The sequence below is a fragment of the Streptosporangium sp. NPDC001559 genome (assembly GCF_042893955.1).
Lineage (GTDB): Bacteria > Actinomycetota > Actinomycetes > Streptosporangiales > Streptosporangiaceae > Streptosporangium.
The window spans coordinates 90751-116684 of sequence record NZ_JBIAVG010000022.1 but is presented as its reverse complement, the minus strand read 5'-3'; the positions used below and the strand labels follow the sequence as shown (position 1 = coordinate 116684).

At 69.6% G+C, this 25934-nt stretch carries 28 protein-coding genes; 11 read left to right on the top strand and 17 right to left on the bottom strand.

Annotation, left to right across the window (positions count from 1 at the left end):
- Positions 1 to 5: 5 nt before the first annotated feature.
- The 4 genes from ACFYY8_RS36950 (at position 6) to ACFYY8_RS36935 (ending at position 4175) form a co-directional block, all read left to right on the top strand.
- On the top strand, positions 6 to 1400 hold the full coding sequence (locus ACFYY8_RS36950) for a DUF4407 domain-containing protein (protein ID WP_390049279.1): 1395 nt from the start codon (positions 6 to 8) through the stop codon (positions 1398 to 1400).
- Positions 1401 to 1408: 8 nt separating this feature from the next.
- On the top strand, positions 1409 to 2884 hold the full coding sequence (locus ACFYY8_RS36945) for a protein kinase (RefSeq protein ID WP_390049277.1): 1476 nt from the start codon (positions 1409 to 1411) through the stop codon (positions 2882 to 2884).
- 103 nt (positions 2885 to 2987) lie between these two features.
- Complete coding sequence (locus ACFYY8_RS36940) at positions 2988 to 3782, top strand: GntR family transcriptional regulator (protein ID WP_390049275.1); 795 nt, start codon at positions 2988 to 2990, stop codon at positions 3780 to 3782.
- 45 nt (positions 3783 to 3827) lie between these two features.
- Positions 3828 to 4175, top strand: coding sequence for a VOC family protein (locus tag ACFYY8_RS36935; RefSeq protein ID WP_390049273.1), 348 nt, complete (start codon positions 3828 to 3830; stop codon positions 4173 to 4175).
- Here ACFYY8_RS36935 and ACFYY8_RS36930 read toward each other — a convergent pair.
- Positions 4162 to 4758 (bottom strand): TetR/AcrR family transcriptional regulator, encoded by a 597-nt coding sequence (locus ACFYY8_RS36930; protein ID WP_390049271.1) that lies wholly within the window; start codon positions 4756 to 4758, stop codon positions 4162 to 4164. The genes ACFYY8_RS36935 and ACFYY8_RS36930 overlap by 14 nt on opposite strands.
- A gap of 239 nt (positions 4759 to 4997) precedes the next feature.
- Here ACFYY8_RS36930 and ACFYY8_RS36925 point away from each other — a divergent pair, with 239 nt between their 5' ends.
- From ACFYY8_RS36925 to ACFYY8_RS36915, 3 genes are all read left to right on the top strand, one after another.
- A complete protein-coding gene (locus ACFYY8_RS36925) occupies positions 4998 to 5408 on the top strand; it encodes a hypothetical protein (protein ID WP_390049269.1) in 411 nt (136 codons plus the stop codon).
- Positions 5409 to 5726, top strand: coding sequence for a hypothetical protein (locus tag ACFYY8_RS36920; protein ID WP_352012954.1), 318 nt, complete (start codon positions 5409 to 5411; stop codon positions 5724 to 5726).
- A gap of 174 nt (positions 5727 to 5900) precedes the next feature.
- Positions 5901 to 6422, top strand: a complete 522-nt coding sequence (locus ACFYY8_RS36915; protein ID WP_390049267.1) for a peptidoglycan recognition family protein — start codon at positions 5901 to 5903, stop codon at positions 6420 to 6422.
- A 638-nt stretch (positions 6423 to 7060) separates the two neighbouring features.
- Here ACFYY8_RS36915 and ACFYY8_RS36910 read toward each other — a convergent pair.
- From ACFYY8_RS36910 to ACFYY8_RS36875, 8 genes are all read right to left on the bottom strand, one after another.
- A complete protein-coding gene (locus ACFYY8_RS36910; protein ID WP_390049265.1) occupies positions 7061 to 7546 on the bottom strand; it encodes an Ohr family peroxiredoxin in 486 nt (161 codons plus the stop codon).
- The gene (locus tag ACFYY8_RS36905) at positions 7543 to 8550 is read right to left on the bottom strand and encodes a hypothetical protein (RefSeq protein ID WP_390049263.1); all 1008 of its coding nucleotides are present in this window, start codon (positions 8548 to 8550) and stop codon (positions 7543 to 7545) included. The genes ACFYY8_RS36910 and ACFYY8_RS36905 overlap by 4 nt, the downstream gene beginning before the upstream one ends.
- Positions 8543 to 9448, bottom strand: coding sequence for an RNA polymerase sigma-70 factor (locus ACFYY8_RS36900; RefSeq protein WP_390049261.1), 906 nt, complete (start codon positions 9446 to 9448; stop codon positions 8543 to 8545). Before ACFYY8_RS36900 ends, ACFYY8_RS36905 begins: the two co-directional genes overlap by 8 nt.
- Before the next feature lie 91 nt (positions 9449 to 9539).
- Positions 9540 to 11291 (bottom strand): ferritin-like domain-containing protein, encoded by a 1752-nt coding sequence (locus ACFYY8_RS36895; protein WP_390049259.1) that lies wholly within the window; start codon positions 11289 to 11291, stop codon positions 9540 to 9542.
- Entirely contained in the window at positions 11284 to 11514 is a 231-nt protein-coding gene (locus ACFYY8_RS36890) for a hypothetical protein (RefSeq protein ID WP_352012947.1), read from the bottom strand. Before ACFYY8_RS36890 ends, ACFYY8_RS36895 begins: the two co-directional genes overlap by 8 nt.
- A gap of 61 nt (positions 11515 to 11575) precedes the next feature.
- A complete protein-coding gene (locus ACFYY8_RS36885) occupies positions 11576 to 11944 on the bottom strand; it encodes a cupin domain-containing protein (protein WP_390049299.1) in 369 nt (122 codons plus the stop codon).
- Positions 11945 to 12001: 57 nt separating this feature from the next.
- A complete protein-coding gene (locus tag ACFYY8_RS36880) occupies positions 12002 to 12763 on the bottom strand; it encodes an SDR family oxidoreductase (protein ID WP_390049257.1) in 762 nt (253 codons plus the stop codon).
- A 117-nt stretch (positions 12764 to 12880) separates the two neighbouring features.
- Positions 12881 to 14059 (bottom strand): low temperature requirement protein A, encoded by a 1179-nt coding sequence (locus tag ACFYY8_RS36875; protein WP_390049255.1) that lies wholly within the window; start codon positions 14057 to 14059, stop codon positions 12881 to 12883.
- Between the two features lie 153 nt (positions 14060 to 14212).
- Between ACFYY8_RS36875 and ACFYY8_RS36870 the strand changes: the two genes are divergently transcribed.
- From ACFYY8_RS36870 to ACFYY8_RS36860, 3 genes are all read left to right on the top strand, one after another.
- Positions 14213 to 15028 carry an SDR family oxidoreductase gene (locus ACFYY8_RS36870; protein ID WP_390049253.1) on the top strand — a complete coding sequence of 272 codons (816 nt, stop codon included), beginning with the start codon at positions 14213 to 14215 and terminating at the stop codon, positions 15026 to 15028.
- Between the two features lie 80 nt (positions 15029 to 15108).
- On the top strand, positions 15109 to 16572 hold the full coding sequence (locus tag ACFYY8_RS36865) for an ATP-binding protein (protein WP_390049251.1): 1464 nt from the start codon (positions 15109 to 15111) through the stop codon (positions 16570 to 16572).
- A gap of 273 nt (positions 16573 to 16845) precedes the next feature.
- Positions 16846 to 17421, top strand: coding sequence for a DinB family protein (locus ACFYY8_RS36860; RefSeq protein ID WP_390049249.1), 576 nt, complete (start codon positions 16846 to 16848; stop codon positions 17419 to 17421).
- A 79-nt stretch (positions 17422 to 17500) separates the two neighbouring features.
- Here the strand turns inward: ACFYY8_RS36860 and ACFYY8_RS36855 are convergent, their stop codons facing one another.
- The 5 genes from ACFYY8_RS36855 to ACFYY8_RS36835 all read right to left on the bottom strand — a co-directional run bounded on the left by ACFYY8_RS36855 (position 17501) and on the right by ACFYY8_RS36835 (position 22161).
- Positions 17501 to 19300 (bottom strand): ABC transporter ATP-binding protein, encoded by a 1800-nt coding sequence (locus tag ACFYY8_RS36855; protein ID WP_390049247.1) that lies wholly within the window; start codon positions 19298 to 19300, stop codon positions 17501 to 17503.
- Positions 19301 to 19343: 43 nt separating this feature from the next.
- On the bottom strand, positions 19344 to 19757 hold the full coding sequence (locus tag ACFYY8_RS36850) for a lasso peptide biosynthesis B2 protein (RefSeq protein ID WP_390049245.1): 414 nt from the start codon (positions 19755 to 19757) through the stop codon (positions 19344 to 19346).
- A gap of 79 nt (positions 19758 to 19836) precedes the next feature.
- On the bottom strand, positions 19837 to 20109 hold the full coding sequence (locus ACFYY8_RS36845) for a PqqD family peptide modification chaperone (protein WP_390049243.1): 273 nt from the start codon (positions 20107 to 20109) through the stop codon (positions 19837 to 19839).
- Positions 20106 to 21869, bottom strand: a complete 1764-nt coding sequence (locus ACFYY8_RS36840) for an asparagine synthase-related protein (protein ID WP_390049241.1) — start codon at positions 21867 to 21869, stop codon at positions 20106 to 20108. Before ACFYY8_RS36840 ends, ACFYY8_RS36845 begins: the two co-directional genes overlap by 4 nt.
- Positions 21870 to 22029: 160 nt before the next feature.
- Positions 22030 to 22161 carry a lasso RiPP family leader peptide-containing protein gene (locus ACFYY8_RS36835; protein WP_352012936.1) on the bottom strand — a complete coding sequence of 44 codons (132 nt, stop codon included), beginning with the start codon at positions 22159 to 22161 and terminating at the stop codon, positions 22030 to 22032.
- A gap of 600 nt (positions 22162 to 22761) precedes the next feature.
- Here ACFYY8_RS36835 and ACFYY8_RS36830 point away from each other — a divergent pair.
- Entirely contained in the window at positions 22762 to 23460 is a 699-nt protein-coding gene (locus ACFYY8_RS36830; RefSeq protein ID WP_390049239.1) for a hypothetical protein, read from the top strand.
- Positions 23461 to 23466: 6 nt separating this feature from the next.
- Here ACFYY8_RS36830 and ACFYY8_RS36825 read toward each other — a convergent pair whose 3' ends face one another.
- From ACFYY8_RS36825 to ACFYY8_RS36815, 3 genes are all read right to left on the bottom strand, one after another.
- The gene (locus tag ACFYY8_RS36825) at positions 23467 to 24192 is read right to left on the bottom strand and encodes a hypothetical protein (RefSeq protein WP_390049237.1); all 726 of its coding nucleotides are present in this window, start codon (positions 24190 to 24192) and stop codon (positions 23467 to 23469) included.
- Positions 24193 to 24331: 139 nt separating this feature from the next.
- On the bottom strand, positions 24332 to 25132 hold the full coding sequence (locus tag ACFYY8_RS36820) for an ABC transporter permease (protein ID WP_390049235.1): 801 nt from the start codon (positions 25130 to 25132) through the stop codon (positions 24332 to 24334).
- Positions 25129 to 25836 carry an ABC transporter ATP-binding protein gene (locus tag ACFYY8_RS36815; protein ID WP_390049233.1) on the bottom strand — a complete coding sequence of 236 codons (708 nt, stop codon included), beginning with the start codon at positions 25834 to 25836 and terminating at the stop codon, positions 25129 to 25131. Before ACFYY8_RS36815 ends, ACFYY8_RS36820 begins: the two co-directional genes overlap by 4 nt.
- Positions 25837 to 25934 lie beyond the last annotated feature (98 nt).

Genomic DNA, 25934 nt, shown 5'->3' with positions numbered 1-25934 from the left:
AACATGTGAGAAAGTTTCTGATCACCCTGTCCGGGGCCCAGCCCGACATCGTCAGGCGCTGCCCGACCGAGCACGGCAAGTTCGAGGGCATCGGTGGCGCGGTCCTCACCACCGGCGTGCTGGCCATCGTCTCGATGACGTTCGCCCTGTACAGCGCGCTCGGCATCAGCATCTTCCTCGCCGTGCCCGCCAGCGTCCTGTGGGGCCTGGCCATCATGAGCCTCGACCGGTGGCTGGTCGGCTCCATCCAGACGGACGGGCCACGCCGCTGGCGACTGGTCATACCGAGAATCCTCATGGCCGTGCTGCTCGGCGCGGTCATCTCGACCCCCCTCGTTCTGCAGATCTTCAAATCCGAGATCGACGCCCAGATCGTCCAGATCAGACAAGATCGCGCCAATAGCTTCACCCGCGAGCAGAAGAAAGGCGACATCGGCCAGGACGTCACCGCCCTGCGCCAGTCCGTCGCCGATCTACGGAAGGTGATCGCCTCCCAGGGGGACGTGCCGCAGGACCCGGCGAAAGACCCGAAAATCAAGGCGCTGACCGCCGAACGCGACGCGCAGAAGAAGCAGGCGGACGAGTACTACGACAAATGGCAGTGCCAGCTGTACGGCGGGCCGACCTGTCCCCGCAAGGGCGACGGCGTGGTGGCCAAGGCGAGCAAGGCGGCCTACGACAAGGCGAGCTCCCGGCTCGACACCCTCAACAAGCAGGTCGAGAAGCGCAAGAGGGAACTGACCGCCAACGACGAGACCACCAAGCAGATCCGGTTCGAGGCGGCCAAGGCCGAACTGCCGAAGGTCCAGGAGCAGCTCGACGCCGCCGTGCGACGGCAGAGCGACCTCCAGGAGTCCTTCGACGCGGAGAACAGGTCGGCCAACGGACTGCTGATCAGGCTACGGGCGCTCAACGAGGTCTCCGGCAGGGACTTCACCCTCAACGCGGCCCGTCTCCTGCTGTTCCTGCTGTTCCTGCTGATCGAGTGCCTGCCCGTGACCGTCAAGATGATGCAGAAACCCGGCAACTACGAGAAGATCCTCGACCTGGCGGCACGACACGAGTTCCGTTCCGTCAAGGACAGCTTCGTCCCGGGCGCCCAGACCGAGAGAGCCGGAGCCTCCTCGGCCATGGGGGACATCTGGCGCCGGGACGCCACCTCTTCCCCGAAGCCCGACACCCCGGGCACCGTTCCGATGCCGCCTTCCCGGTCCGACGCACGGGACGGCTCCACCACCTTCGAGACCAGGCCGGACGCCCTTGACCCCGAAGACGGGCACGTCTCCTTGGAGGACGAGGCGCTGCGTCAGATGCCGGACACGTGGGTGACCCGCACCACCGTCTCCGGCCAGGGCGCGGAGCGATCCGGCGGATTCGAGTTGTTCCCCGACGACGAGTGAGCCGTCATTTGATCAAAAGCCGTTATCGCCTGCTGTCCACACTTGCCCAGGGGGGCATGGGCGCCATCTGGCTGGCCAGGGACATGGTGCTCGACCGCCACGTGGCGCTCAAGGAGGTCGTGCTGACGCCGTACGGGGAGGACCTGTCCGTACGCACCGAGCGGGCGCTGCGCGAGGCGCGCGCCGCGGCGAGCGTCGGCCACCCCGGCATCGTCGAGATCTACGACGTGTTCCTCGAAGAGGGCAGGCCCTGGATCGTCATGGCCTACATCAAGGGCCGCTCGCTTCTGAACCTGATCGAGGACGGCGGGCTCGGCGAGCGCGAACTGGCCAGGATCGGCACCCGTGTGCTGGAGGCGCTGAGCGCCGCGCACCGCGCCGGAGTCGTGCACCGCGACGTCAAACCCGCCAACATCGTGATCAGCGAGGAGGGCGAGGTGTTCCTGGTGGACTTCGGCATCGCCCAGATCGACGGTCTGAGCGGCCTCACCACCCACAACGCCCTGGCGGGCACCCCGGACTTCATGGCGCCGGAACGCGTCAACGGTGGACGAACCGGCCCGCCCGCCGACCTGTGGTCCCTCGGCGTCACCTTCTTCCACGCGCTTGAGGGATACTCCCCGTTCCGCCGCGACAACGCCGCCGCGACCATGGGCGCCGTCCTCACCCAGCCACCGCCGCCGCTCTCCCGCCGGGGGCGGCTGTCCGAGGCGGTCGTACGCCTGCTGGAGAAGGACCCGGCCAGGCGGATGAGCGCCGACGAACTCGCCCGTGTCCTGAGGTCGGTCTCCGCGGGCCCGATCCCCCCGCCGCCGCCTCGGGAACGACCGGAACGCCGGGAGCCTCCGAAGCGTCAGGACCGTCAGGTCACGGAGCGACGCGCCGTCGACCCGCAGAAGGCCGCGCGACGCCTGGGCGCCATGGCGGCCGGACCCGCCGCGAGACTCCTGGAGACGCTGCCCAAGGAGACCGCCCAGCAGGTGGTGTCCCTGCTTGAGCCACGGATCGCCGGAGGGATCCTGCTGGAACTCCCCGAGAGCCAGGCCGCCGCCGTCCTCGTGGGGCTACAGGTGAGGGACGTCGGCGGCCTGCTGGAACGGATGGCCGTCGCCCCCGCACGGGCCGCCTCGATGTTGCAGATGATGTCCGCCGCCAGGGCGGGCCGCGTGGTGGACTACATCCGTCTTGAGGAGGCCTCCGCGATCGTCGGCGCGCTGCCCTCCGGTGAGGCGGCGCGGATCCTCGCCCACTCCCACGTCCGCACCGCCGCCGGGATCGTCAGGGAACTCTCCGGAACCCCGGCCGCCGCCCGGCTCGTCGAGGCCATGCCGCTACGACGGGCCTGCGACGTTCTCTGTTACGTGCCGCCCGCGGTCGTCGCCACGGCGCTGCGGAACCTCCCCGCCGGACTCGCCGAACGGCTGCTCGGCGGCCTGGACGAGAGGACCCGCGGCCTCGTCCTGCACCACCTGAAACGCCCCTGAGCCGTGGAACGGACCCGCGAGGGGCGACGGTCTCGATACGATCAATGGAAATGTCCCGGTCAGTGGTAGTCCGCCGCGAATGCCGACCCAAGGGGGAAACAAGATGAGCGGCTCGCCGGTCCGCCGCACCCCGCGTGGCGCCGCGGGTGGGTTACCACGCGTCGGCAACGGCTCCCTGGCCGAACGGACCACCCGTGCCCTCCTCGAAGCCATCATGGAGCGCCGCTTCCCCGGTGACCGCCTGCCCAACGAACCCGACCTCGCCGCCCAGCTCGGCGTCAGCCGCACCACCATCCGTACGGCGCTGCAGACGCTCGGACGGCTCGGCGTCGTCAGCAGGGCACCGGCCAGGGGTACCCAGATCCGCCCCCACGTCGGGCGCGAGAGCATCCTGCTGCACCGCCTGGTCGGCTTCCGCGGCCTGCTTGAGGCCAACCACGACGAGGTGCGCGTCGAACAGCGCTTCGAGGTGCGCGAACACCCGACCCCCGCGGGCATGGCGGCCCTAGGAATCGGCGAGGACACCCCGATGGTGGCGCACGACAAGGTCATCTTCGCCGACGGGCGCCCGGCGGTGCACCTGTCGCAGGAGGTGCCGCTCGGCTTCGTCGCCGAGGAGGTACGGCGCAGGCTGGTCGCGGGGCGCCGCTTCGACCCCCCGGACACCATCTTCGAGTTCAGCCGGTCGTGGCCGGGCCGGGAGATCGACCACTCCCTCGTCGAACTGGTTCCCGCCGTGGTACCGCAGGCCGCCGGGTTCCGCCTCGACATGGCGCCGGGCACGCCGTACATCGTGATGCGGGAGGTCCACTACGCGGCGAGCAACGAGGCCGTCGCCTACTCGGAGGAGACCGTCGACGACTCCCTCATCCGGTTCAGGATGGTCCGTACCCGCTGATCCGGTATGAAAGGGTGATCCGCAGACCACCCCGGGGAGGAAGCCATGAGCGTCCGCCGTGTCGTGCCGGACATCCGTACGGAGTCCATGGAGCAGAGCCGTGACTTCTACGGCCTGCTCGGCCTCGTCGAGGTCATGGACCTGGGGTGGGTCGTGACGATGGCCTCACCGGCCAACCCGACGGCGCAGGTCATCCTGATGGAACAGGAGGCGACCGCCACGGTGCACCCCGACGTCAGCGTCGAGGTGGACGACGTGGACGCGGTCCACGAGGCGCTGGTCGCGCGGGGCGCGAAGATCGTGCACTCCCTGCGGGACGAACCGTGGGGGGTGCGCCGGTTCTTCGTGCTCGACCCGAGCGGCAAGGTCGTCAACGTCGTCAGCCACCGGTGACCGGCTGGGCCAGCAGCAGGCCCGCGCATCGGGCGACGAGGTCCTCGGCGTGGGCGGGAATGGAACCGCCCGCCTGGTGGTGACGGCGCACCGTGGCGTAGGGAAGATCGACGGTCGCCAGCACCAGCCGCTCGATCTCCGGCGGCGTGCCCGGCCCGAGGCGCCTGGCCAGGGCGACGAGGGCCTCCTCGATCCGGCGGTTGCCGGTCCTCAGTCGTTCGCGGGCGTCCTGCGGCCAGTCGGACTCGCCGAAGTCCGCAGGGCCGTACAACAGGACGCGGGCCTGGAGCGGGTTGGCCCGGCTCCACGCGACGACGTGACCGGCCGCCGCCATGACGGCCCGCTCCGGCGGCTCCTCGTGCGTCGCGGCCAGGAAACCCTCCTGGAAACGGTCGACGGTGCGCAGCCACAGCGCGGCGAGCAGAGCCGCCCTGCTGGGGAAGCGGTGGTAGACCGAACCGCTCGGCGCGCCCGCCTCACGGGCGACCGCCGCCATGGTGACGCTCCCCGGCCCCGACTGCGCGGCCAGCCGCACCGCGGCGTCGAGGAGCCGGTCGACATCGTGCTGTGACGGTCTTCCCACGGCCCAAGAATACGGGTGGGGAAACATGGCGCCCACGGTGCGTCGCGGTGCGTGGCGGAAGAGTCACTGGCCCCTTACCGGAAGCCCAAGAATCGGCTCGCTATCTGTACTTTCCGTATTACATTAGTCACTCTCTGCATAGACGTCGTGCACGGCACGCCCTAGGAAAGGAAAGCCGATGTCGACCGGACCACGCTCCGTCTCCTTCTGGAGCGGCCCCCGGGGACGGCACTGACGTGATGCGCCGGCTCATTCACCGATTCGACCGCCGGGTCGGCTTCCGCGGATCGGTGTTGCTGTTCCTGGCGCTGTGGAGCGGCAGTCAGGCGATCCGACTCGCCTGGCCCGACCCCCTGGTCACCAGAACCCCCACCTACGTCTACCTCGCCAGCGTCGCCCCACTCGGGATGCTGGCCGTTCCCTGGGCCGCCTGCGCGATCATGTGCGGCATCCAGGCCTTCACCGTGACCGACTGGGTGGCCTTCGCCCTCGCCGCAGGCGTCCTGGTCGCCTGGGCCGTGATCCACCTGGTGGGCGGCCTCAGGGGGGCGATCCCCCAGGCGTACTGGGCCTGCGTCGTGCAGGTGGCGGTCGCGAGTCTCATCCTGCGCCTGTCGCGCTGGCCCGAGCCAATAGAACGGGGGCACTGAATGGACCCTGGCGTCATCGTCGGCGCTGCGGGCGCGCTGGCCGGCCTGCTTTCCACCGTCTACACCGCCCGACAGGCCAGAAGAGCCGCGGAGGACCAGGAGGCCGCCGCCGAACGCGCGGCGCTCCGCCAGGTCGAACAGGGTGCCTACCAACGGGCGAGCGCCTTCGACGTGGACACCCAGATGCGCATGCAGGCCGAGATCGCACGCCAGGCGGAGCAGATCCGCACCCTGCAACGGCAGGTCGCCAGGCTGACCCGGCAGCTCACCCATGTGGGCCTGGTCCCCGACATCGACGACGAGGAAGAACACGCGTGACCCGGCCCACCATCACGTACGGCCCGCACGGCGTCACGAGCCTGTTCGGGGCGGCGCCTCGGAGCAAGGCCGTGACCTGGAACGAAACCGTGAGCTCGTGCGGGGTGCCACCCCAGAACAAGGCCACGATCCGGAACGACACCGTGAGTCCGAACACCGACAGAGGAGATGCCCATGAGCATGCTCAGCCGCCGTGACTGGGGGGCCAGGCCTCCCAAGGACGCCTACACCACGCTCACCCACACCAAGGGTGTCAAGATCCACTACACCGGCGACCACGTCGATCCCGCCCTGGCCAGGGAGCACGCCAGGTGCGTGGCCACGGTCAAGGCGATCCAGGACCACCACATGGACGGCAACGGCTGGATCGACATCGGCTACTCGCTGGTGGTCTGCCCGCACCGCACGATCTTCCAGGGCCGGGGCGCCGGGCACCTCCCCGCCGCCAACGGCGCCGGACTCAACTCCGACCACTACGCCGTCCTGGGACTCATCGGCACCTCCGGCCTGACCCAGCCGCCCGGCGACATGCTGCTGGGCATCCTCGACGCGATCGACTACCTCCGCGAACACGGCGGCGCGGGCAACGAGATCAAGGGCCACCGCGACGGCTACTCGACCGACTGCCCCGGCGAAGCCCTCTACAACTGGCTCAAAGCCGGCGCCCCCCGCCCCGAGACCGACGAGTCCCGCTGACCGACGTGCTCCCCGCACGTGCGGGGAGCACGTCCCAGCACCCTCGCGCGGGCAGGGATCCCATGGCCTGTATCGCCAGGCGGGGTGGGCGCCGATGAGCAGGTCGGTCAACCGTCGTTCTTCGTCGGTCGTGGTCGTCCCGACTCGGAGGGCGGACAGGGACACACGTTGTTCGATCCGTGAAGTCGGGACTCCTCACCCGGGCCGGAATTCCCGGGAACTTTCGTCCGGGCCGGAATTTCCCGAGGTCCTTCATGCGGGCCGTGAGTCCCGGGGTTTCGGAGCGACCGCGGGCCTTCACATAAGCCTGCACAAGGCCGTGTAAGGCCCGGAGCTCGGAGAGGCCGGGCATTTTGCGTAGGGCGGGCGCCCGGGTAGAGCGGGTGCCCGGCCCGAGCCGGGGAGCCGGTGACCGGGCACCCCGGAGGAGAACCTGCCTCCCTCCCGGGGCGGAAGGCCGGTGCGCCAGACGACTCCCTCCTTGCCCGACACGCCCTGCGTGCGTGGGAGCCCGTCTGCGAGGGGCGTGTGGCCCAGGCCCCTCCACCCGAGCCGCACGCTCATGAGGTACGGCGGGGCGACGGGTGGGATGACGTTCCGCCGCCCGCCGTACCGGCCTCAAGAGGGATGACCGAAGCTCAGGGGGCGAGGGTGAGGGTCGTGGGGATGCCCTGGCGGGTCATTTTGGTGTAGGGGCACAGGGCGGTCGCCTGGATGAGGAGGGGGTTGGCCCTGTCGGGGGTGACTCCGGGCCAGGTGACGACGAGGTCGGCGCGGAGCTGGTAGCCGCCGTCCGCCGGGTCGCGGCCGAAGGCGACGGTCGCCTCGACCGTGATCGCCGCGGGGTCGAGGTGGTGCCGGCGGGCCAGCAGGCTGAGGGCGCCGTGGAAGCAGGCGGCGTAGCCCGCGGCGAAGAGCTGTTCGGGGTTCGGCCCCGTGGCGTCGCCGCCCAGTTCCTCGGGCATCCGCAGCTCCAGGTCAAGGGCGCCGTCCGCGGAGCGGGCCCGGCCGGTGGCCCGGCCGTGGGCGGAGCTGCCGCCGCTCACCTCGACACTCGTGACGTAGAGCGGTTTGAACGCCGAGCCGTCGTAGTCGTGGTCCGTGGACAGGATCGGGTCGTTCACCGGTACGCCTCCCGTGGCGGCGGACGATGCCACGGCCGCAGTTTGTCGGGGTTCAGCACGATCCACACGGCGGTGACCCGGGCCCCGGCGACGCTCATGCCGACCACCGCCACGGCCTGACCAGCCTGGCGCAGCACCAGGCCCGTCCGGCCGTTCACCGACCCGGCGGTCACCTCGGTGCCGGACTGGCCGGTCAGCAAGGCGACGACGAAGCAGGCGACCGCGTCCGCCCCGTGAACGGGATGTACGGCGGCGCGCAGGTTGCCGCCTCCGTCGCTCACGGCTGTCACGTCCACGGCCAGGATCTCCCGCAGTGCCGTCACGTCCCCCAGGTCCCAAAGTTGGGCGAACCGCCGTACGACACGGTCGTGCTCGGCGAGAGCCTGCGGACGCGCGGAACCGACGGGGAGGGTCCGCCGACTCCCGGGATCCATGGAGAGGGCGGGCGGACGTGCGGGGTTGACGGGTTCCGGCCGGTGCTCCGGGTCGGCGGCGGACTCGGACCGGCGTGCCGGAACGACGATGTCGGATTGTGGCGCGTGGCCAGAAACAGGAATGGGGGCAGGGCCGGGAACAGGGATGTGAACGGGAGCAGGAATGGGGGCAGGGCCGGGAACAGGCATACGGCCAGGAGCAGAGGTGGAGGCGTGACAGGGAGCAGGCATCTGGCCGGAAACAGGAATGGGGGCAGGGCCGGGAACAGGCCCATAGCCAAGGGCAGGAGCAGGGGCGCCGGGAAGGGCCACGTGCTCAGGAAGGACGGGAGCCGGAGCCGGGGTGGCGAGGAGTTCGAGGCAGATGCCTCCAGCCACCTTCGTCAGCCAGGCGCGGGGCACCGTGATGGCGCCGCGTTCCGCGTCGTCGAGGGTGTACCAGCGGCGGTAGGTCTCCTGGACGATCCGGTCGGCCATGGGTTCCGAGCCCAGCATCCACAGGGCGATCTCGATCAGGTGCCGGCGTTCGTTGAGCATCTCCGCCAGCGTCCCGGCACTCACCTCAGCCATGTCCCACCGCCCCGGCCGTGCGAGGCCGCGAGCGTTCGAACGCGTCGAGTTTGGCCGGGTTGACGACCCACATGACGTGGTGGATGCCCTGTGGGGAGGCGTCGATGGTGAGGAAGGTGGTGCCGTGGTTGCGGGGGACGATCACCCCGGCCCGGCCGTTCGCCTCGACCCAGGTGATGTCGGCGCCCGGCCAGAACCGTGGCGCGTAGGTGGCGACGAACTTCGCCACCCGGGTGCCGCCCGTGATGGGGAAGCGCGCCGAACCTCTCATGCCGTCCCCGTCGGAGGAGCTGATGACGTCCGCCGCGAAGAGATCTTCGAGGGCGGCGACGTTCCCCGTCTCGGCGGCGGCGAGGAAGACCTTCAGCAGGCGCCGGTGCTCCGTCTTGTCGATGGGTTCGCGGCGCTCGGTGGTCAGGCGTTTGCGGGCGCGGCTCACGAGCTGGCGGACGTTGACCTGGCTGAGCTGGAGGATCTCCGCGATCTGCGGATAGGGGTAGACGAAGGCCTCACGGAGCACGTAGGCGGCCCGTTCCGTCGGGGTGAGCCGTTCCAGCAACAGCAGGAAGGCGAATTCGAGTGCCTCCCCGCGTTCGGCGCCCAGGGTGGGGTCGAGGCTGGTGTCGACGGGTTCGGGGAGCCACGGCCCTATGTAGGCCTCGCGGCGCGAACGGGCGGACTGGATGACGTTGATGGACAGGCGGGTGGTGATCAACGCCAGGAAGGCCGAGGGGTTCTCGACGGTCGCGCGGTCGGTGTTCTGCCAGCGCATCCAGACCTCCTGGAGGATGTCCTCGGCCTCCGTCACGCTGCCGAGCATCCGGTAGGCGATGCCGAACAGGCGCGGACGCAGCTCGACGAACGCGGAGGCGACCTGTTCCAGGGATTCCGTACGCATGTTCACCCGTGCCTTCGACGCGTCGGCGATAGCTTGTCCACATTGATTCCCCGGCCGACCGGTGATCCGTCACATGACCGGCCGGAACGGCCTACGCCCCACCATCGCACAGCGACCCCGGCTCCTCCCGGAAGTCGATCTTCCGGTGGGTGCCGTCGCACAGCGGTTTGTTGCCGGAGTGTCCGCAGCGGCACAGCGTCATCCTGTTGCGGGTCTCCAGCGGCTGCCCGTCGGAGCGGGTGACCGGCACCCCGCCGGTGACCCACAGCGCGCTGGCCAGGCCGTTCTCCTCCTCAAGGACCGAGACGGCCTGCGGGAGATCGGGTTCGATCGTCTCGCCGCCACGGCTCAGGGCGTAGCTGTAGGAGCCGGAGGGACAGTGGTCGATGCGGCCCATGATGTCGGAGCGCACGTCGCTGTCGTCGGTGTCGGCGAGCATCTCGGCGATCGGCCTGGTCCGCCCGACGCAGAAGGCCGCGTGGACGCACAGCTCCCCCACCCGCTGAGCCGAGATGCCCACCCCGTCGTGCACGTGCTGCGTCTCCCTGTACGGCGGAGCGGCGGCGGCCTCCGTGCCGTCGAACCCGACCACCGCGTGGGTCCCGTCGCAGAACGGCTTCGACGAGGAATGCCCGCAGCGGCACAGCGCGTAGGTGTCCTCGGTCTCCAGGTGCTCGTGGGTCTGCCAGGTCAGCGCGCCGTTCCCGGCGGAGACGATCTTCCGCTTGCGTCTGAGGGGCACGCCGCCGTACACCACGTAGGGGCCGTCGCGCAGGACGACGATCCGCCGCCGGTCACCCACGCTCCACCGGCGCAGTTCGGGCTCCACGTACTCGAAGGTGGGACCGGCGTCGGGCATCTCCATCAGGGCCTGGGCCTGCGCCCTGAGCGCGTACATGGTGCCGGTGGCGACCGAGAGCATCTTCGGGCTGCCGTTGAACGCCTGTTCCAGCAGGTGCAGAAGGGCGCAGTAGGTGTGGTTGAACTCCTCCTGCGCGACGCGGGCGGCGCTGCCGGGCGGCGCGGGCCTGGGGTCGCGCCGCATCGGACGCACCCCGGCCAGGTCGACGGAGACGGCCTCACCGGTCGGTCCGGACCGCGGGGTGTCGCCACGTCGGTAGCGGCGGCCCGCCTTCAGCTCCTGGAACCGGTAGTAGTGCGCGACCTCGTCCCGTTCCGGGTGGAAGACGTTCCGGTCGCCGTCCCAGACCTCGCCGTGGTCCATGCCCTCGCCCTGTTCGACGATCTCCGCCAGCGCCGCCAGCGCGGACTTCAGACCGTCGACGACGACCAGCCGTCCGGCGGTGTGCCGGAAGTGGCCCGCGTGCACCTGGCGTGCGGGGTCTCCGCGGAAGACCTCCTGTTCGCCGAGCCGGTCGCACAGCAGCCGCAGCCCCTGTTCGACGGCGGCGTAGAACTGCCCGATCGTCTCGTAACCGTCGCTCTCCGCCACGGCGCCGGCGGGCGCGGGCCGTTCGATCCGCAGGAACATCTCCAGTGCCTCCGGCCCGAAGGGGACCAGGGACAGTTCGATGTCGCTGTGGGGCAGTCGCCGGGGATGCGGCGGCAGCATCTCCGGGGTGTCAAGGCGCGGCCTGCCGCCGACGGCGTTGAGCAGGTTCGCCGCCAGCGTCAGGTGCAGCATCTCCTCGGCGAAGACGCTGCCCACCACCTCGACGGCCTCCCGGTTGCGCTCCGGGTCCAGCGAGTACAGCGCGCACAGGTACGGCGGCAGCGTCGCGTGTTCCAGCTCGATCGCCCACTGCAGGTGTTCCCTGAGGCTGTCGAGTGTCTCGATGCCCCTGTCGACGCCCTGGCCGTCGCGGACCGGGTGTTCAGGCACCGTGACCGCCGGGCCGGGAGTCGTCCTCCAGCACCTCGACCGCTTCGAGCAGGCCCCGCAGACCGATCTCCTCGCGCTCGGCGTCGGTGGGGTCGAACAGCCAGTCGGTGACCGGCAGTCCGGCCACCTCCTCGGGGTGGCTCGCCTCGACCTGGGTCAGTTCGATCTCGACCTCGGCCTGGAGTTCGTACAGGAACTCGTTCTCGGCGTTCGGGGTGCTCATCTTTCCTCCGCGTGTGGTTCGAGCGCTCCGCCGTACGGCGTGCGGGCGGGGTGGGGCGGGGTCAGGCCGGGCGTGGGGCGCGGCGATCCCCGCGCTGGGCGAGTTCTTCCTCGTCGACGAGGGTGAGCATCGGCTTGCCCGGCTCGCACAGCATCGTGACGGTGAACCGCAGCGGGACGTCGTCGCGGTTGTTGCCGTCCTGGTAGTGAATGACGTCGCCGCCCGGCTCCCAGAAGACCTCCCCGGCGCGGACGACGCGCTCGGGCTCACCTTCCACCTCGAACAGCATCTCGCCCTCCAGGACGTAGCCGAACGCCGGTCCCGAGTGGCGGTGTGGCGGAGTGCCCGGGTCACCGGGCGGGAACTCGATCACCACGGTCATCGCGTGCGCGCCCTGCGGGATGAACGGCGGTTCTGCTTCCTGCAGCACGGTCAACGCCGTTCGCCATGCGTTCGATCTTGGTTTCCGTGTGCTGTCGGACATGGTTCACCTGCCCTGGGCCTGTGCCGTACGGCCCGGCCAGTCGCGGTAGCGGATCCGGCCGAGGGTGGCGCCCTCGCCCGGCACCAGGGTCCGCTCCTCCAGCTCGCTGCCGAAGTAGCGCGCGTGCGGGTCGGTGACCACCTCGCGGGGGTCGCCCCATTCGGCCAGTACGCCGCGGAAGAACTCGTCCATCTGGAACTGTTCTGGACCGGCGATCTCGATCCTGCCGTTGATCGGCGAGCCGACCGCGACCTTGCCGACCTCCTGCGCGACCTCGTCGCCCGCCATGGGCTGGAAGCGCACGGGCGCCACCCGTACCTTGTCGCCGTCCGTGGCCTCGTCGGCGATGTGCCGGACGAACTCGAAGAACTGGGTCGCGTGGACGAGGGAGAACGGGATCGACGACTTCTCGATCAGCTGTTCCTGGGCGATCTTCGCCCGGAAGTAGCCGTTCTCGGGCAGCCGTTCCGTGCCGACCACCGAGACCGCGACGTGGTGACCGACGCCCGCCGCCGCCTCCGCGGCCAGCAGGTTGCCCGTGGAGGTCGTGAAGAACTCCATCACCGCGGTGGCCTCGAACGAGGGGGAGTTCGACACGTCGACCACGACCTGGGTGTCGGCCAACACCTCCGCAAGCCCTTCACCGGTGAGGGTGTTGACCCCGGTGCTCGGCGCCGCCGCCACCGCCTGGTGACCGTGTTCGTTCAGTTTCGCCACAAGCTTCGACCCGATCAGGCCGGTTCCACCGACTACGACGATCTTCATGGCAGACCCTTTCCGCTTGTCCTCTGTCCGCCGGAGCACTCGTGTGCCAACCGGTCGCCAGCTAAGACAGGGCAGCCCCCGAGCCTGTGACAGCCGTCGTGAAAATCTTTTCGACGGCTACGCCGCCTCCTGCCGGGACGCCCTCCTCGCGGTGATGATCGTCACCGCGACCAGCAGGACGCAGACGGCCGTGATCGCCCCGACCACGGCGGCCACCCCGATCGCGGGAGCCGCGAGGGGCAGCGCCAGGACGACGACGACACCGCCCAGGGCCGGGACGGGACGGACGACGGGCTCCGCCGCGACGAGGGCGTGCATGGCCCAGAGCATGGCGAGATACACCCCGGTCGGGATGGCGACGGCGTAGCCGAGGGCCGACGGCGACGCCGCCACCACGTGCCCGCTCTGTTCGACCGCCACTTCGAGCCCGGCGCCGAGAGCCGCCAGGGCCGCGAAGATGGCGTAGTGGCCGTATCCCCACAGATACGACCGATGACGGCGGTCACTGAGACCCTCCCCCGCCTCGATGAGGAAGTAGAGCCACCACAGGGCGAACAGCAGGACGAGGGCGCACACGGCGATGACCACGAAGGACGGCCTGATCTCCGCCGCTTCGAGCGCCCCCGCGACTCCCCTGCTCGCGGCCAGCACGCTCTCCCCGAGCAGGATGATCGTGAACAGGCCGTAGCGTTCGGCGATGTGGTGCGGGTGCCAGTTGGTGGCCCTGACCCGTTCCGCCCACCTCGGCACCGCGAGTTCCAGGACGACCAGGCAGACGAAGGCCGGCAGCCAGGCCGACTCCGGCAGGACACCCGTGTCCGCGAGGACGAGCCGGAGCACCCATCCGACCTGCAGGACGGTGATGCCGGCGGCGTAGCGCAGCGCGGTGCGACGACCGGCCGGATCTTCGAGACCGGCCCGCACCCACTGGGCGACGAGTCCGATCCTCATGATGATGTAGCCCAGCGTGACGATCCCGTAGTCGGAGTGGTCGGCCGCCGCGGGCACCCCGGCGGCGAGGGTCAGCACCCCGCCCATCTGGACCATGGTCAGCAGCCGGTAGAGAACGTCGTCGGTGTCGTAGGACGAGGCGAACCACGTGAAGTTCATCCACGCCCACCAGATCGCGAAGAACACCTGCAGGAACGGCACCAGCCCGGTGAGGCCGTGACCGGCGGCGACGGCGTGCGCGAGCTGGGCGGTGACGGCCGCGACCGCGACCACGAAGGTGAGGTCGAACAGCAGCTCCAGCTGGCTGGAAACGCGGTGCGGCTCGTCGATGGCACGAGCGGTCATCCGGACCCGGATCCGGACGGACGTGCTGGCTGGTGGCACGGTCTTGCTCCTGTCGTTCGCACCTGACTGGTTCGCCATAGTTTGACCTGCCTGAAAGACAGGGCGGCGTCCCGGTCTGTGACACCTCACCGTCTCTGGCTACGGTGACGGCCCATGAGAATCTGCATCGTAGGCGCCAGCGGCTTTCTCGGCGGCGAACTCGTACGGCGGGCCGCCACCGGCCATGTCGTCGCCGCGACCTATCTGAACCGCCCGGGAACGACGGCCGGGGCCGACTGGCTACCGCTCGACGTCCGTGACCGTACGGCCATGGCCGACCTGATCAGGGCCTTCGCCCCCGACGTCGTCGTCAACGCGGCCTACAACCAGGCCGACTGGACGACCACGGCGCTCGGCGCCGCCCACGTGGCCGCCGCCACCCGTGAGAACGGCGGGCGCCTGGTGCACGTGTCCAGTGACGCCGTGTTCTCCGGCAGGGCGATCACCTACACCGAGGACAACGTCCCCGACCCGATCACCCCGTACGGAGCGGCGAAGGCGGCCGCCGAGGTGGCCGTGCAGGTGATCGACCCCTCAGCCCTGATCGCCAGGACGTCCCTGATCGTCGGGGACGGCGGCTCCTCCCACGAGGCCATGGTCCACTCCCTGGCCGCGGGCCGTGCGCCCGGAGCGCTGTTCACCGACGAGGTGCGCTGCCCCGTGCACGTCTCCGACCTGGCCTCGGCCCTGCTGGAGCTCGCCGCCTCCGGCCGCTCGGGGGTCCACCATGTGGCCGGAGCCGACGCGGTGAGCCGCTACGACCTCGGCCTCCTGATCGCGGAACGCGACGGCCTGAACCCGGCCCGCCTGCCCTCGGGCCGCAGCGCCTCGGGCCGTCCCCTGGACGTCCGCCTGGACTGTTCCCAGACCCGGCGACACCTGCGGACCAGGTTGCGCGGCGCACGGGAGTTCCTGCGGAAGGGTGCCTGACCTGGCACACCGTGCCCTCTGACGTCGGCCGAGCTGTGAGAAGTGTAGTTATGATAACTGTACTTCTCACAGCTGGAGGCATGGTGCAGAAGCCCGCTGACATGTTCGATCGCGACCGTGAGTGGTCGATGCTGGTCAGGTTCGCGACGGACAAGCAGCCAGGTGCCACGCTCGGCGTCGTGTCAGGCCGCCGCCGTCAGGGCAAGAGCTTCCTACTGGAGTCCCTCTGTCAGGAAATGGGCGGTTTCTACTTCTCCGCCCAGGAGGCGACCGACTCCGAGTCTTTGTCCCTCATCGGAGACGCGCTGACCCGCTATCTCGACTCGGCGATCCCCTTCACTCCGAAAAACTGGCCCGCCGTGATCGAGGTCCTGCTACGGATCGGCCGGGACCGCCCTGTTCCTGTGGTGATCGACGAGTTTCCCTATCTCGCTCAGGCCAACCCCGCACTGCCCTCGATCATTCAGGCGGCCTACACACCACGCGGCAGTGAACGTGTGAACTCGCGAACCAGGCTGCTGCTGTGCGGCTCCGCCATGTCGTTCATGGGGAGGTTGCTTTCCGGCAACGCCCCACTGCGTGGCCGAGCCTCACTCGACCTGCCGGTGAACACCCTTGACTATCGGCTCGCAGCCCGGTTCTGGGAGTTGAACGACCCCCGGCTCGCCCTGCTGGTTCACGCTGTTGTGGGCGGCACTCCCGCCTACCGAACTGAGATGATCCGTTACGACGCCCCTCGGGATCTGGGCGACTTCGATGACTGGGTGGTGCGGGCCATTCTGTCTCCGGGAAGCCCGATGTTCCTGGAGGCGAGATATCTCCTGGCGGAAGAACCCGTCCTGCGAGATGGGGCTCTCTACCATTCAGTGCTCAGCGCCATCGCTGAGGGAAACAACTCCCGTGGTGGCATCGCGGGATACGTCGGCCGCAAGAGCAACGAACTGTCTCATCCTCTGACGGTCCTGGAGGATGCCGGGCTCATAGCCAGGGAAGCCGACGCCTTCCGTAGCAACAGGACCGACTTCCGGATCAAGGAGCCGTTGCTCACCTTCTACCACGCGATGATGCGTCCCTTCTGGCCACAGCTCATGCGCGCGACCGCGACCGACCGGATCTGGCAGCGTTCCAAGCGAAGGTTCGCTGCAAACGTCATCGGGCCGCACTTCGAACAGGTGTGCCGAGACTGGACGCTCCACTTCGCGCAGGAACGTTTCGGCGGCTGGCCTGTTCAGGTGACCGCCGGGACCGTCAACGACCCGGCGAACCGGACCACCCATGAGGTCGACGTCGCGGTTATCGGACACGCCGACGGCGGCAAACCGCCTTTGCTGGCGATCGGCGAGGTCAAGTGGAACGAGACGATGGGGAACAGTCATCTCGTACGGCTGCGGCGCATCCGTGATCTCATCAGTCAGGGTGATCGATACGACACCTCTCACACCCGCCTGGTGTGTTATTCGGGGTCGGGCTTCACCGGCGAGCTCCTCCAGGCAGCCCAACAGGAGTCCGCCGACCTCATCTCCCTCAATCATTTGTATGTCTGAGAACATTCGGAACCCCATCTGTGGGGTTCCATCGCCTTTCCTCTGGCCCCCTGGACCAGGCGTTCATGGGACATTGGGGAGGGGGAAAGTCGTCACATCGCCCAGATTCTCTGGTGTTGTCCTGGAAAGGGTCGGGGCCGATGTGGGTTCCCGGGGCGGTCGTGGTCGTCGGCGGGTTGCTGGTCGAACAAGGCGTCTGGTTGTGGTCGCGGACCGGATCGTGACCGTGGAGAACGTCCACAGAAAGGGACACCGGATATGACGGAGTCAGGCGTGAAGACGGATCTTCACCGTTACCTTCAGCGCGCCCGTGACGCCATGGTGTGGAAGCTCGACGGACTGTCGGAGTACGACGCCCGCCGGCCGCTCACCCCGACGGGCACCAACCTGCTCGGCCTGGTGAAACACCTGGCCGGGGTCGAGGCCGCCTACTTCGGCGACACCTTCGGAAGGCCGTACGGCGAGGCGCTGCCGTGGATGTCCGAGGAGGCCGAACCCAACGCGGACATGTGGGCCGACGAGAGCGAGACCCGCGAGGGGATCGTCGCGCTCTACCGCCGGGCGTGCGCGCACGCGGACACCACGATCGGCACGCTCGCGCTGGACTCCGTCGGACGGGTGTCGTGGTGGCCGCCGGAGCGCAGCGAGGTCACACTGCACCTGATCCTGATCCACATGATCGCCGAGACCAACCGGCACGCCGGGCACGCCGACATCGTCCGGGAGCTGATCGACGGGGCCGTCGGCCTGCGGGCGGACATGGACAACATGGCTCCGGGCGACGAGGCGTCGTGGGCGCACTACCACGACCGGCTTGAGAAGGTGGCCCGCGAGGCCGGCCGGTCCTGACCGCGACCGGCGTTCGAACCCGCAGGACCCGCGACCATGGGGAATCCCTGTGGTCTGACGCGCTTCCGCGAGGCGGTCGTCAGGCGAGCAGCTGGTTGTGGGCGAGTTCGCGGTAGAGAGGGGAGATCCTCAGGAGTTCCTCGTGCCTGCCCTGGGCCACGACCCGGCCGTTCTCCATGACGATGATCGAGTCGGCCGCGACCACGGTCGAGAGCCGGTGCGCGATCACGATGATCGACTGGGTGCCGTCCTTGGCGCGCAGGACGTCCTGGACGACCTTCTCGTTGTTGCTGTCCAGGTTCGAGGTGACCTCGTCCAGCAGCAGGATCGGCGCGTCGGCGAGGAACGCCCGCGCGATCGCCAGCCGCTGCCGTTCGCCACCGCTGAGCAGCACCCCGACCTCACCGACCTGGGCGTCGAGGAAATCGTCCGTCGCGGGCAGGTTGACCCGGCACAGGGCCTCAAGGCACCGTTCCCGGCTCGCGGTGTGCGCGCCGAGCAGCAGGTTGTCCCGTACGGTGCCGGACAGCGCGGGCGCGTCCTGCTCGACGTAGGAGATCTGCCCGCGCAGTTCGTCGCGTGACAGCCGCCGCACGTCCTCACCGAGGAAGCCGATCTCCCCCTCGGTGACGTCGTGGAACCGTTCGAGCAGGGCGAAGAGCGTCGACTTGCCCGCGCCGGACGGGCCGACCACGGCCGTCGTCCTGCCGCCGGGGAAGTCCAGGGTGACGTTCCGCAGGGCCCACGCCTCGTCGTCGGAGCCGTTCTCCGTACGCCTCGGGTAGCGGAAGGAGACGTCCCTGAGCGTGAAGACCGGCTCGCCGGGGGCCGTCCGTACGGGCAGGGCCGTCAGCGGGGTGTCGGTCTCCGGCTCCATCGCCTGGATCTCCATGATCCGGGTGAGCGAGCCGAAGGCCTCGCCGAGCAGCGAGACCAGGCCGCCGAACACCGTGATCGGGGTGGCCATGAGCAGCAGATACATGATGAAGGCGCTGAGCTGGCCGATGGTGAGCGAGCCCGCGGCGACCCGGATCGCCCCGGCGGCGACGACCGCGACGAGCAGCAGCTGTACGGCGACGCCGGAGAAGGTCTGCACGACGGCCCGCAGCCGGGCGACGGCGAAACCGGCGTCGAGGGCCTCGCGGGCCCGTTCCACGGCGGAGTCGGCCTCGCGGGTGGTCGAGACGGTGGCGCGGATGGTCCGTATCGCGCCGAGGGCCCGGGTGACGACGGTGGCCAGGTCGCCGACGGCGTTCTGCGCGCGCAACCCGGCCGGGCGGGTACGCCGTCCGATCAGGTAGATCGCCACGATGACCACGAAGATGGCCAGCGCCGCGAGCGCCAGCAGCACCCAGTCGATCAGCGCCATCATGACGATGGAGACCAGCACCGTGATCAGGCTGGTGGCCAGCTCGACCAGTCCCGAACTGAGGATGGACCGGGTCTGGGACACGTCGGTGGTGATCCTGGAGACGAGGTCGCCGCGCTCACGCCGTTCGAGCACGCCGATCGGCAGCCGGTAGACGTGCCTGATCAGCCGTTTCCTGGTGTCGAAGGCGAAGCGTTCGCCCGAGCGCTGCAGGACGTACTGTTCGAGCCCGTTGAGGGTGGCACTGGCCACCAGCAGCGCGAACATGAGCCCCAGCGCCCCGTACGGCACGCCCCCGGCGAACCCGTCGACCGTCGAGGAGACCAGCAGCGGCTGCAGCGCCGCGAGCACGGTCGAGGCGGCGCCGAACGCGAACGCCACGACCATGCTCGGACGGTACGGCCTCAGCAGGGCCAGCGCCTGGCGGAACCCGGCGACCTGGGGTGCCGCCTGCCCGGACCCGGGGGTGGCGTCCGGTGCCACGGTCTCCTGCGCGACTACGGTGGTCACGGTATACGACCTCGTTTCCGGAAATTTCAGGAAGTTGTGGGGGTCAGCGGTGGGGGACCGACATGACGGCGTGGAAGTGCGCCACCACCTCGGGCTCTCCGATCGGCACTCCGTCCACCTCGACCCAGGCGTGCGCGACGAAGGGGTCGGGCCGGAAGCCGGTCTTCCACGCGGGCGGCGCGCCGTACAGGCGGCCGAGCAGCATGACCGCGACCGAGCGTTGCAGGCAGCCCTCGCCCGCGCAGCGGCGGCTGACGCTGTTGACCGCGTCACGCCAGGCCAGCACGTCCACCGCCACGGGGGGCCGGGTGCCCTTGACCAGCAGGTTCAGCACGCGGCGCAGCAGGTGCGGGGAGAGCCTGGACAGCGGCAGGGCGAGCGCGGCAGCGGTCCTGGCGGCGACGGCGGGCCTGCGGCGCAGCCGTACCCGGCGCTGCGGCATGATCGGCGCGCTCACGACGACCACCCCGCCGGCGGAGCGTCCACGGCGAGCGATCCCGTCAGCGGACCCGCGAAGGGCTCCTTCGGCAGGCCGTTCACGACAGTTTCCCCTCGATGAGCTTGGCGCGGCGCAGTTCGTCGACCAGGGCCAGGTGGTCGGAGCGGACCCGCTCCGCGTCGGCCCCGGTCTCCCGGGCGATCTGGCCGACCAGGTCGTCGAGGGCGCGGCCCCGGCCGAGTTCCTCGACCATCGTGATCGCCGTCTGGTTGAGGTGCCAGTAGACGCCGCGTCTGGTGTCGAGGATGACCTTGCCGTCCTCGACCTCGACGATCGACAGGCCCTGCCTGAGGTGAACCACGGTCGTCACTCCCCCTGTCCCACGGAGCGCAGCCAGCGCTCGGCGATCACGATGTTGTCCAGGTCGGTGTAGGCGGTTCCGCTCGTGGTGTACCGCTCGGCCAGGCGCAGGACGCGTTCGGCGGAGACCAGGCCCAGGTCCTCAAGGGCGGAGCCGTCGGCGAAGAGCCGTCGCAGCACCGGTTTGACCGCCTGGTGCTGGGCGAACACCTCGGCGGTGTAGTCGCCCTTGTCCGGCCTGGTGAAGTAGTCGAGCGCCATCGCCGGGGGTCTCGCCGCCGCGAGCAGCGGTTTGGCCGGGTACTGGTGACTGCGCGCGCCGACACCGAGCGCCAGGGCGGCCTCGACGACGCGCCGGTCGAGATACGGGCTGTCGAAGGTGATCCCGCCGGGGGTCGCGGCCTGGTTCATCCGTCGTACGACGTTGCCGTGCACCACGAGGTAGTCGAGGATCTGGTTGACCGTACGGTCCTCGGAGAAGGCTCCCCGTTCCCCGGCGACCGCGTCGGCGGCCAGTCGTCGCAGGTGCTCGCGGGCGGTCTCGGTCAGCGCCGGGTGCACCTTCGGCAGCGGCACCCAGCGGGAGTAGGCGGCCACCCCCTCGTCACGGACGCCGAAGTCGTGCCGGGCGATCCGGCGCAGGTCGTCCAGGTAGGAGCCCCGCTCGGCGAGCATCCGGACGGTCTGGCCGAGCGGGTGCCGGTTGAGCACCCTGAACCGCCACGTACGGCGGTAGCGCCCCTTCTCCCGCGAGTGGAACAGCGACCAGAGCATCGTGGAGACCGAGCCGAACAGGGCGTCGCCCGCGTGACCGTTGAGGTGCAGCGTGGTCCCGGTCTCCTTCATGACCTCCTCGATCATGGAGACCGAGGCCAGCGCGGCGTTGGCGATGCCCGGCCCCTCCGGCGCCGTGGCCACCGTGCCCGTCCGCTCGTCCAGCAGGTGCGGGATGACCGAGCCGTACGGCACGCTGTGGTGGTCGACGCCCAGCTCCGCGGCGGCGCGGCCCGCCCATCGGTGGTCGTTGTTGGCGACGTTGGCCGAGGCGAGGAAGAGCGTGTGCGGCTTGAGGCCGAGGTCGGCGAGGAAGAAGCAGAGGGTCGTGGAGTCGAGGCCGCCGGACAGGTCGGCGCTGATCTCCTGGTGTCCCGCCGTTCTGAGGCGCAGCGCCTCGGTGACGGCCCCGCGCAGTTCCTCCGCGAGGTCGTCCACGGAGCGGCCGGGGTGGGGCGGTCGCCACCACACCGTGCGGGCGGGGGCGCGGTCGTTCCAGGAGTCGAGCCACTCGCCGGGGCCGGTGACGTGCACGCCCTCCCAGACGCTCCTGAGCCCGTAGGCGTGCGCGATCTCCGCGTCGGTGAGCCTGCTCGCCAGGACGGCCGGGTCGGGGCGTAGCCGGGCCAGGGACCTGAGCGTGTGCTGGTCGTCGGAGATCAGGGGCACCCCGTCGACCATGGCCCAGCACAGGGCGCGGGTGAGCAGGAGCGGGCCCTGCGAGCGCATGCGCGTGTTCTCTCTGGCGAAGAGCAGGAGGTCGCCCTCGACGAGCCGCTCGGCGACCGAATCGAGTTCCCTGACCGTTTTCCTGTCGCCGACGAGCCGGGCAAGATCGCTTTCTGTGAATGCCGCTCCGCTGTTTCCCAGGAGAATGACGTCGATATCCCTGTTTCCCGCCCGCACGATCCCACGGCCGTCGCCGCCGATGATCCACGGGAATCCCGATGGATGTCGGAACAGGATCTCTCCCGCGTGCTCGACGATCTCGTTCACGAGTGCGGGACGCAAAGGGATGTCTGGCAGGACTACCACGGGCATGGCGAAATTCCCGGCCTTTTCATCGTGTTCCGCGTCGATGGGAATTGGGTAGGGTTGGACGGGCACGGAGCAGGTGTCTGCTGCTCCGTGCCCGCGCTCAGCCGTCCCTCGCGGGTCAGGCCGGCGGGTGGATCACGATCAGCGCGCGGAAGCCGAGGATGTCGTGCTCACGGGCGCTGCCGAGGCTCTTGGTGACGTCCTCGAACGATCCGATCCGGGTCAGCGTGGGTGCGGTGTAGTCACTCACGGTGTACTCCTCTCTCATGTGGGTCGTTGGTGCGTCGGCACCGGCCGGTGCCCACACAGAAAGCTAAGCCGCCCGTCCGCCCGGGGTAATCTCGGCGATCCGAGAAGTCGTCCGGTTGCCGCTGGGGAAAATCATTGATAGACGCGCGCGTGGCGATCGATTAGTGATCCGGTTCACTGCCTCCGTGACCCCACTGACTCTCCGTAGTCAATGTGAACGTATATGGAGTTCTCCCAGCGTCCGGCGCGTCCTTGAACACCAATTAACAGTGCGTCCCGATCAGCCGCTTCGCCCCTGCGGCCACCCTTGTAGCCACGAGCGCACATGTCTTACATTAAGGGTGATTTTCGGCTGCCTGATGGTGAATTCTCCGGCGGTTCGTCTGTTTTCAGGCTGGCATAAAACTGCAAAAAGGACGTTGTGACCTGTCCAGACCGGACGACATCCTCGGGAGGTGACGATTCTCGCTTCGCACAGCAGCCGACCGGTCGGCGTCGCCGCCGCGGCGGCTCCTCCGTAGGCCTCCCAAGGACGCCGACAAGACGATCCGAGGAGCGGCATACGGCCCACCCCAGAGTTTCTTGATCAGCACGGGGAGCCATGAAGAACAACGGGGAAGCGATGAACAAGAAGATCACGATCCAGGGCCCCGCCGAGATCGGTGAGACGGCCACCCAGATCAGTCTGACCGCCGGGCAGTCCGCCACGATCGGGGCTTGTCGTTGCGGGCACTGCAGAGTCGACCTGCGCATCGACACCGACGAGCTGCCACCGGCGATCGGCCGCGTCACCGCCCACACCGGATTCTGGTCGCTGAGCAACCTGTCCGGCGAGGCACCGATGACCGTGACGAACATGGACGACTGGTACCAGTATCTTGTGGTCGAACCCGGACGCCGCGACGTGCCCGTCCCGTTCGAGCTGGCGCAGATCGAGCTGGCCCCCTCACCCAACGCCCCCAAGGTGGCCGTCTTCGGCTACGAGCCGCAGTACACCTCCCAGGACCGCCTGGTGATGTGCCAGTCGCCGCCGCCGCGTCCGCTGCTCGACCGCCGTTCGACCTATTTCTCCGTCCTGTCCGAACTCTGTCGCGACAGGCTGAACGGCACCATGGACGCGAGCCTGCCCACCTCCGTGGAGATCGCCGACAAGCTGCGCACCCGCCACCGGTCCATCAGCCCGCGTGCCGTCGACGCCCACATCAAGTACGTCAGCGAGAAGCTGAGACTCCCCAAGGGAGCGGGCCGGGACGCGCTCGTCGCCGTGGTCATCCGGGCGAACCTGCTGCACCAGTCTTGACGCCCCTCAGCTGTCCCGCCGTACGGTGACCACCCAGGCGGCGCCGACGAACACCACGGCCCAGGCCAGGAGCACCCCGAAACCGGCGGGACGGCTGAGCGCCAGCACCGGGCTCGTGGGGGTGCCGAGGAAGCTCAGCGTCGCCTCGTGTGGCAGCAGCCGCACGAGGCCGGGCAGCAGGCCCGCGAGCATCGGGGAGACCAGGATCGGCAGGATGAACAGGACGGCCAGCGGGGTGACGACCGTCCTGGCCAGGACCGCGAAGCCACACCCGAGAAGGCCGAGCAGCAGATAGGCCGTCACCTCGGCGGGCAGGCCGTCCACCGCGTGCCGTACGAGAAGACCGGGGAGCAGCACGGCCGTCGCCGCCACGACGGCCGTCCCCGCGCCGGCCAGGAGCTTGGCCAGGAAGAACCGGTTGCGGTCGGGCGTCGCGATGAGGCTGACCCGCAGCTGCCCGCCGTACTCCCTGCCCGCGGCGAAGACCGGGACGGCGACGAAGGCGTAGACCGGGGCCAGCATCACGGTGCCGAGCTGGGCGATGGCGACCGGTCCGCCCTGGGAGGCGACGCGCACGGTGTCGGAGGCCGCGAGCAGGCCCAGCAGCGTGTTGGCGACCAGGGTGACGGCCAGCGCGATCCAGGTCGCGGGCAGGGTGCGGATCTTGGTGAACTCGGCGCGCGCCAGATCGGCCAGCCCGATCGCCTCCCGCCGTTCGGAGAAGCCGGTCATCGCGCGTTCTCCTCGTCGCGTGGGAGCCGCGTTTCCTCTCCGGCGCGCGGGGGTCGCGCGGGGACGTCGCCCCGTGGGGGTCGCCCGTTTCCCTCGCCGCGTGGGAGCCGCGCGTGTTCCCCGTCGCGTGGCAGGTTCGTCATCGCGCGTCCCTCCTGGCGAGCAGGAAGGCGGCCACGACCGTGGTCACCAGCGGCCAGGCGACCAGCACCACCATGGCGTGCCCCGGCCCCGCGGAGAGCGTGTTCTCCACCGGGTTGAGCAGCAGGTTGCGGCCCGCGCTGAGCGGGAACAGCGCGTCGAGGGCCGGGGAGAACACGGCCAGGAGCTGCGTCATGGTGACCGCGATCAACCCGACGGTGACCGCGACGCCCGTGAGGGTGCTGCGGGCGATCACCGTGATCGCGAAGCTGATCAGGCCGGTCAGCACCGCGAAGGCGACGAACTTCCCCTGCCCGATCCACGCTCCGGAGCTCACCAGCAGGCCCGGATTCCAGTCCCTGACCGCGGCGTACATGAACGCCGTGCTGACTCCGGCGACGACGACGGCCACGAACAGCAGGTAGACGGTGGCCGCGACGGTCTTGGCGACGATCAGACGTCCCCGGCGCGGCACCGCGAGCAGGGTCTGCCCGAGCTGCGGGGTACGGAACTCCTGCCCGGCGATGACCGCCCCGAGACCGGGCAGGAACAGCCCCATCTGGAACGACGACGCCACCAGGAAGTCGACGATCGCCCGGTTGGCGGGCTGCGGGTCGTCGGCGAACAGCTCGATCATGCCGTCCGGGGTGATGGCGCGCACCGCCTCGGTGTTGATCCCCACGTTCGCGTAGGAGACCAGCAGGTGCAGGGCGAGGATCACACCGGTGACGATCCACACCGTGCGCAGGGTGACGATCTTCGTCAGTTCGGCTCTAGTCGCTGCGAACACGGCGCTCACCACCCCACCTGGCCGCCGGTGAGCGCGAAGAAGGCCGTCTCCAGCGACGCGTGCCCCTTGGTGATCTCCTCGATCGAGCCGCGCGCGACGATCCTGCCCTGGGCGATGACGACCGCCTCGTCCGCGGTCTCGGCCATCTCCGCCATCAGGTGGCTGGACAACAGCACGGTACGGCCGGAGGCCGCGAACTCCCGCAGGAAGGTGCGCACCCAGCGGATGCCGTCCGGATCGAGCCCGTTGACCGGTTCGTCGAGCACCAGGATCTCCGGGTCGCCGAGCAGCGCCGCGGCGATGCCCAGGCGCTGTCCCATGCCGAGGGAGTACTTCTTGACCCGCTGCTTGGCCGCGTCACCGAGGCCGACCAGGTCGAGCACCTCCCGTACCCGGCTCCGGGGAATGCGGTTGCTCTGCGCGATCCACGTGAGGTGGTCGATCGCGCGACGCTCGGGCACCGGCCCCGCCCCGTCGAGCAGCGCCCCGACCTTGCGCAACGGATGGCTCAGGTCGCGGTACGGCTTGCCGTCGATCAGCGCGGTGCCGCTCGTCGGATGGTCGAGACCGAGCAGCACACGCAACGTGGTGGACTTGCCCGCGCCGTTCGGGCCGAGGAAACCGGTCACCGTGCCCGGCCGTACGGTGAAGCTGACGTCGTCGACCGCCGTCTTCGCGCCGTAGCGCTTACTGAGCCGTGAAACCTCGATCATCGCCCGCCTCGCGTCGCCTGGGATCCGGACGTCCAGCGTGCTCCCTGTCGCCCCGGCCCCGCGTCACCCGAAAGTGGACATCCACCGACGCACGGCCC

Coding starts and splice junctions, on each gene's coding strand:
- ACFYY8_RS36870 (WP_390049253.1), top strand. CDS start 14,213: ATGAGAATCTGCATCGTAGGCGCCAGCGGCTTTCTCGGCGGCGAACTC.
- ACFYY8_RS36830 (WP_390049239.1), top strand. CDS start 22,762: ATGAAGAACAACGGGGAAGCGATGAACAAGAAGATCACGATCCAGGGC.
- ACFYY8_RS36890 (WP_352012947.1), bottom strand. CDS start 11,514: ATGAGCACCCCGAACGCCGAGAACGAGTTCCTGTACGAACTCCAGGCC.
- ACFYY8_RS36905 (WP_390049263.1), bottom strand. CDS start 8,550: ATGGCTGAGGTGAGTGCCGGGACGCTGGCGGAGATGCTCAACGAACGC.
- ACFYY8_RS36935 (WP_390049273.1), top strand. CDS start 3,828: ATGAGCGTCCGCCGTGTCGTGCCGGACATCCGTACGGAGTCCATGGAG.
- ACFYY8_RS36940 (WP_390049275.1), top strand. CDS start 2,988: ATGAGCGGCTCGCCGGTCCGCCGCACCCCGCGTGGCGCCGCGGGTGGG.
- ACFYY8_RS36865 (WP_390049251.1), top strand. CDS start 15,109: ATGGTGCAGAAGCCCGCTGACATGTTCGATCGCGACCGTGAGTGGTCG.
- ACFYY8_RS36900 (WP_390049261.1), bottom strand. CDS start 9,448: ATGCGTACGGAATCCCTGGAACAGGTCGCCTCCGCGTTCGTCGAGCTG.
- ACFYY8_RS36925 (WP_390049269.1), top strand. CDS start 4,998: ATGCGCCGGCTCATTCACCGATTCGACCGCCGGGTCGGCTTCCGCGGA.
- ACFYY8_RS36920 (WP_352012954.1), top strand. CDS start 5,409: ATGGACCCTGGCGTCATCGTCGGCGCTGCGGGCGCGCTGGCCGGCCTG.
- ACFYY8_RS36815 (WP_390049233.1), bottom strand. CDS start 25,836: ATGATCGAGGTTTCACGGCTCAGTAAGCGCTACGGCGCGAAGACGGCG.
- ACFYY8_RS36875 (WP_390049255.1), bottom strand. CDS start 14,059: ATGACCGCTCGTGCCATCGACGAGCCGCACCGCGTTTCCAGCCAGCTG.
- ACFYY8_RS36915 (WP_390049267.1), top strand. CDS start 5,901: ATGAGCATGCTCAGCCGCCGTGACTGGGGGGCCAGGCCTCCCAAGGAC.
- ACFYY8_RS36880 (WP_390049257.1), bottom strand. CDS start 12,763: ATGAAGATCGTCGTAGTCGGTGGAACCGGCCTGATCGGGTCGAAGCTT.
- ACFYY8_RS36825 (WP_390049237.1), bottom strand. CDS start 24,192: ATGACCGGCTTCTCCGAACGGCGGGAGGCGATCGGGCTGGCCGATCTG.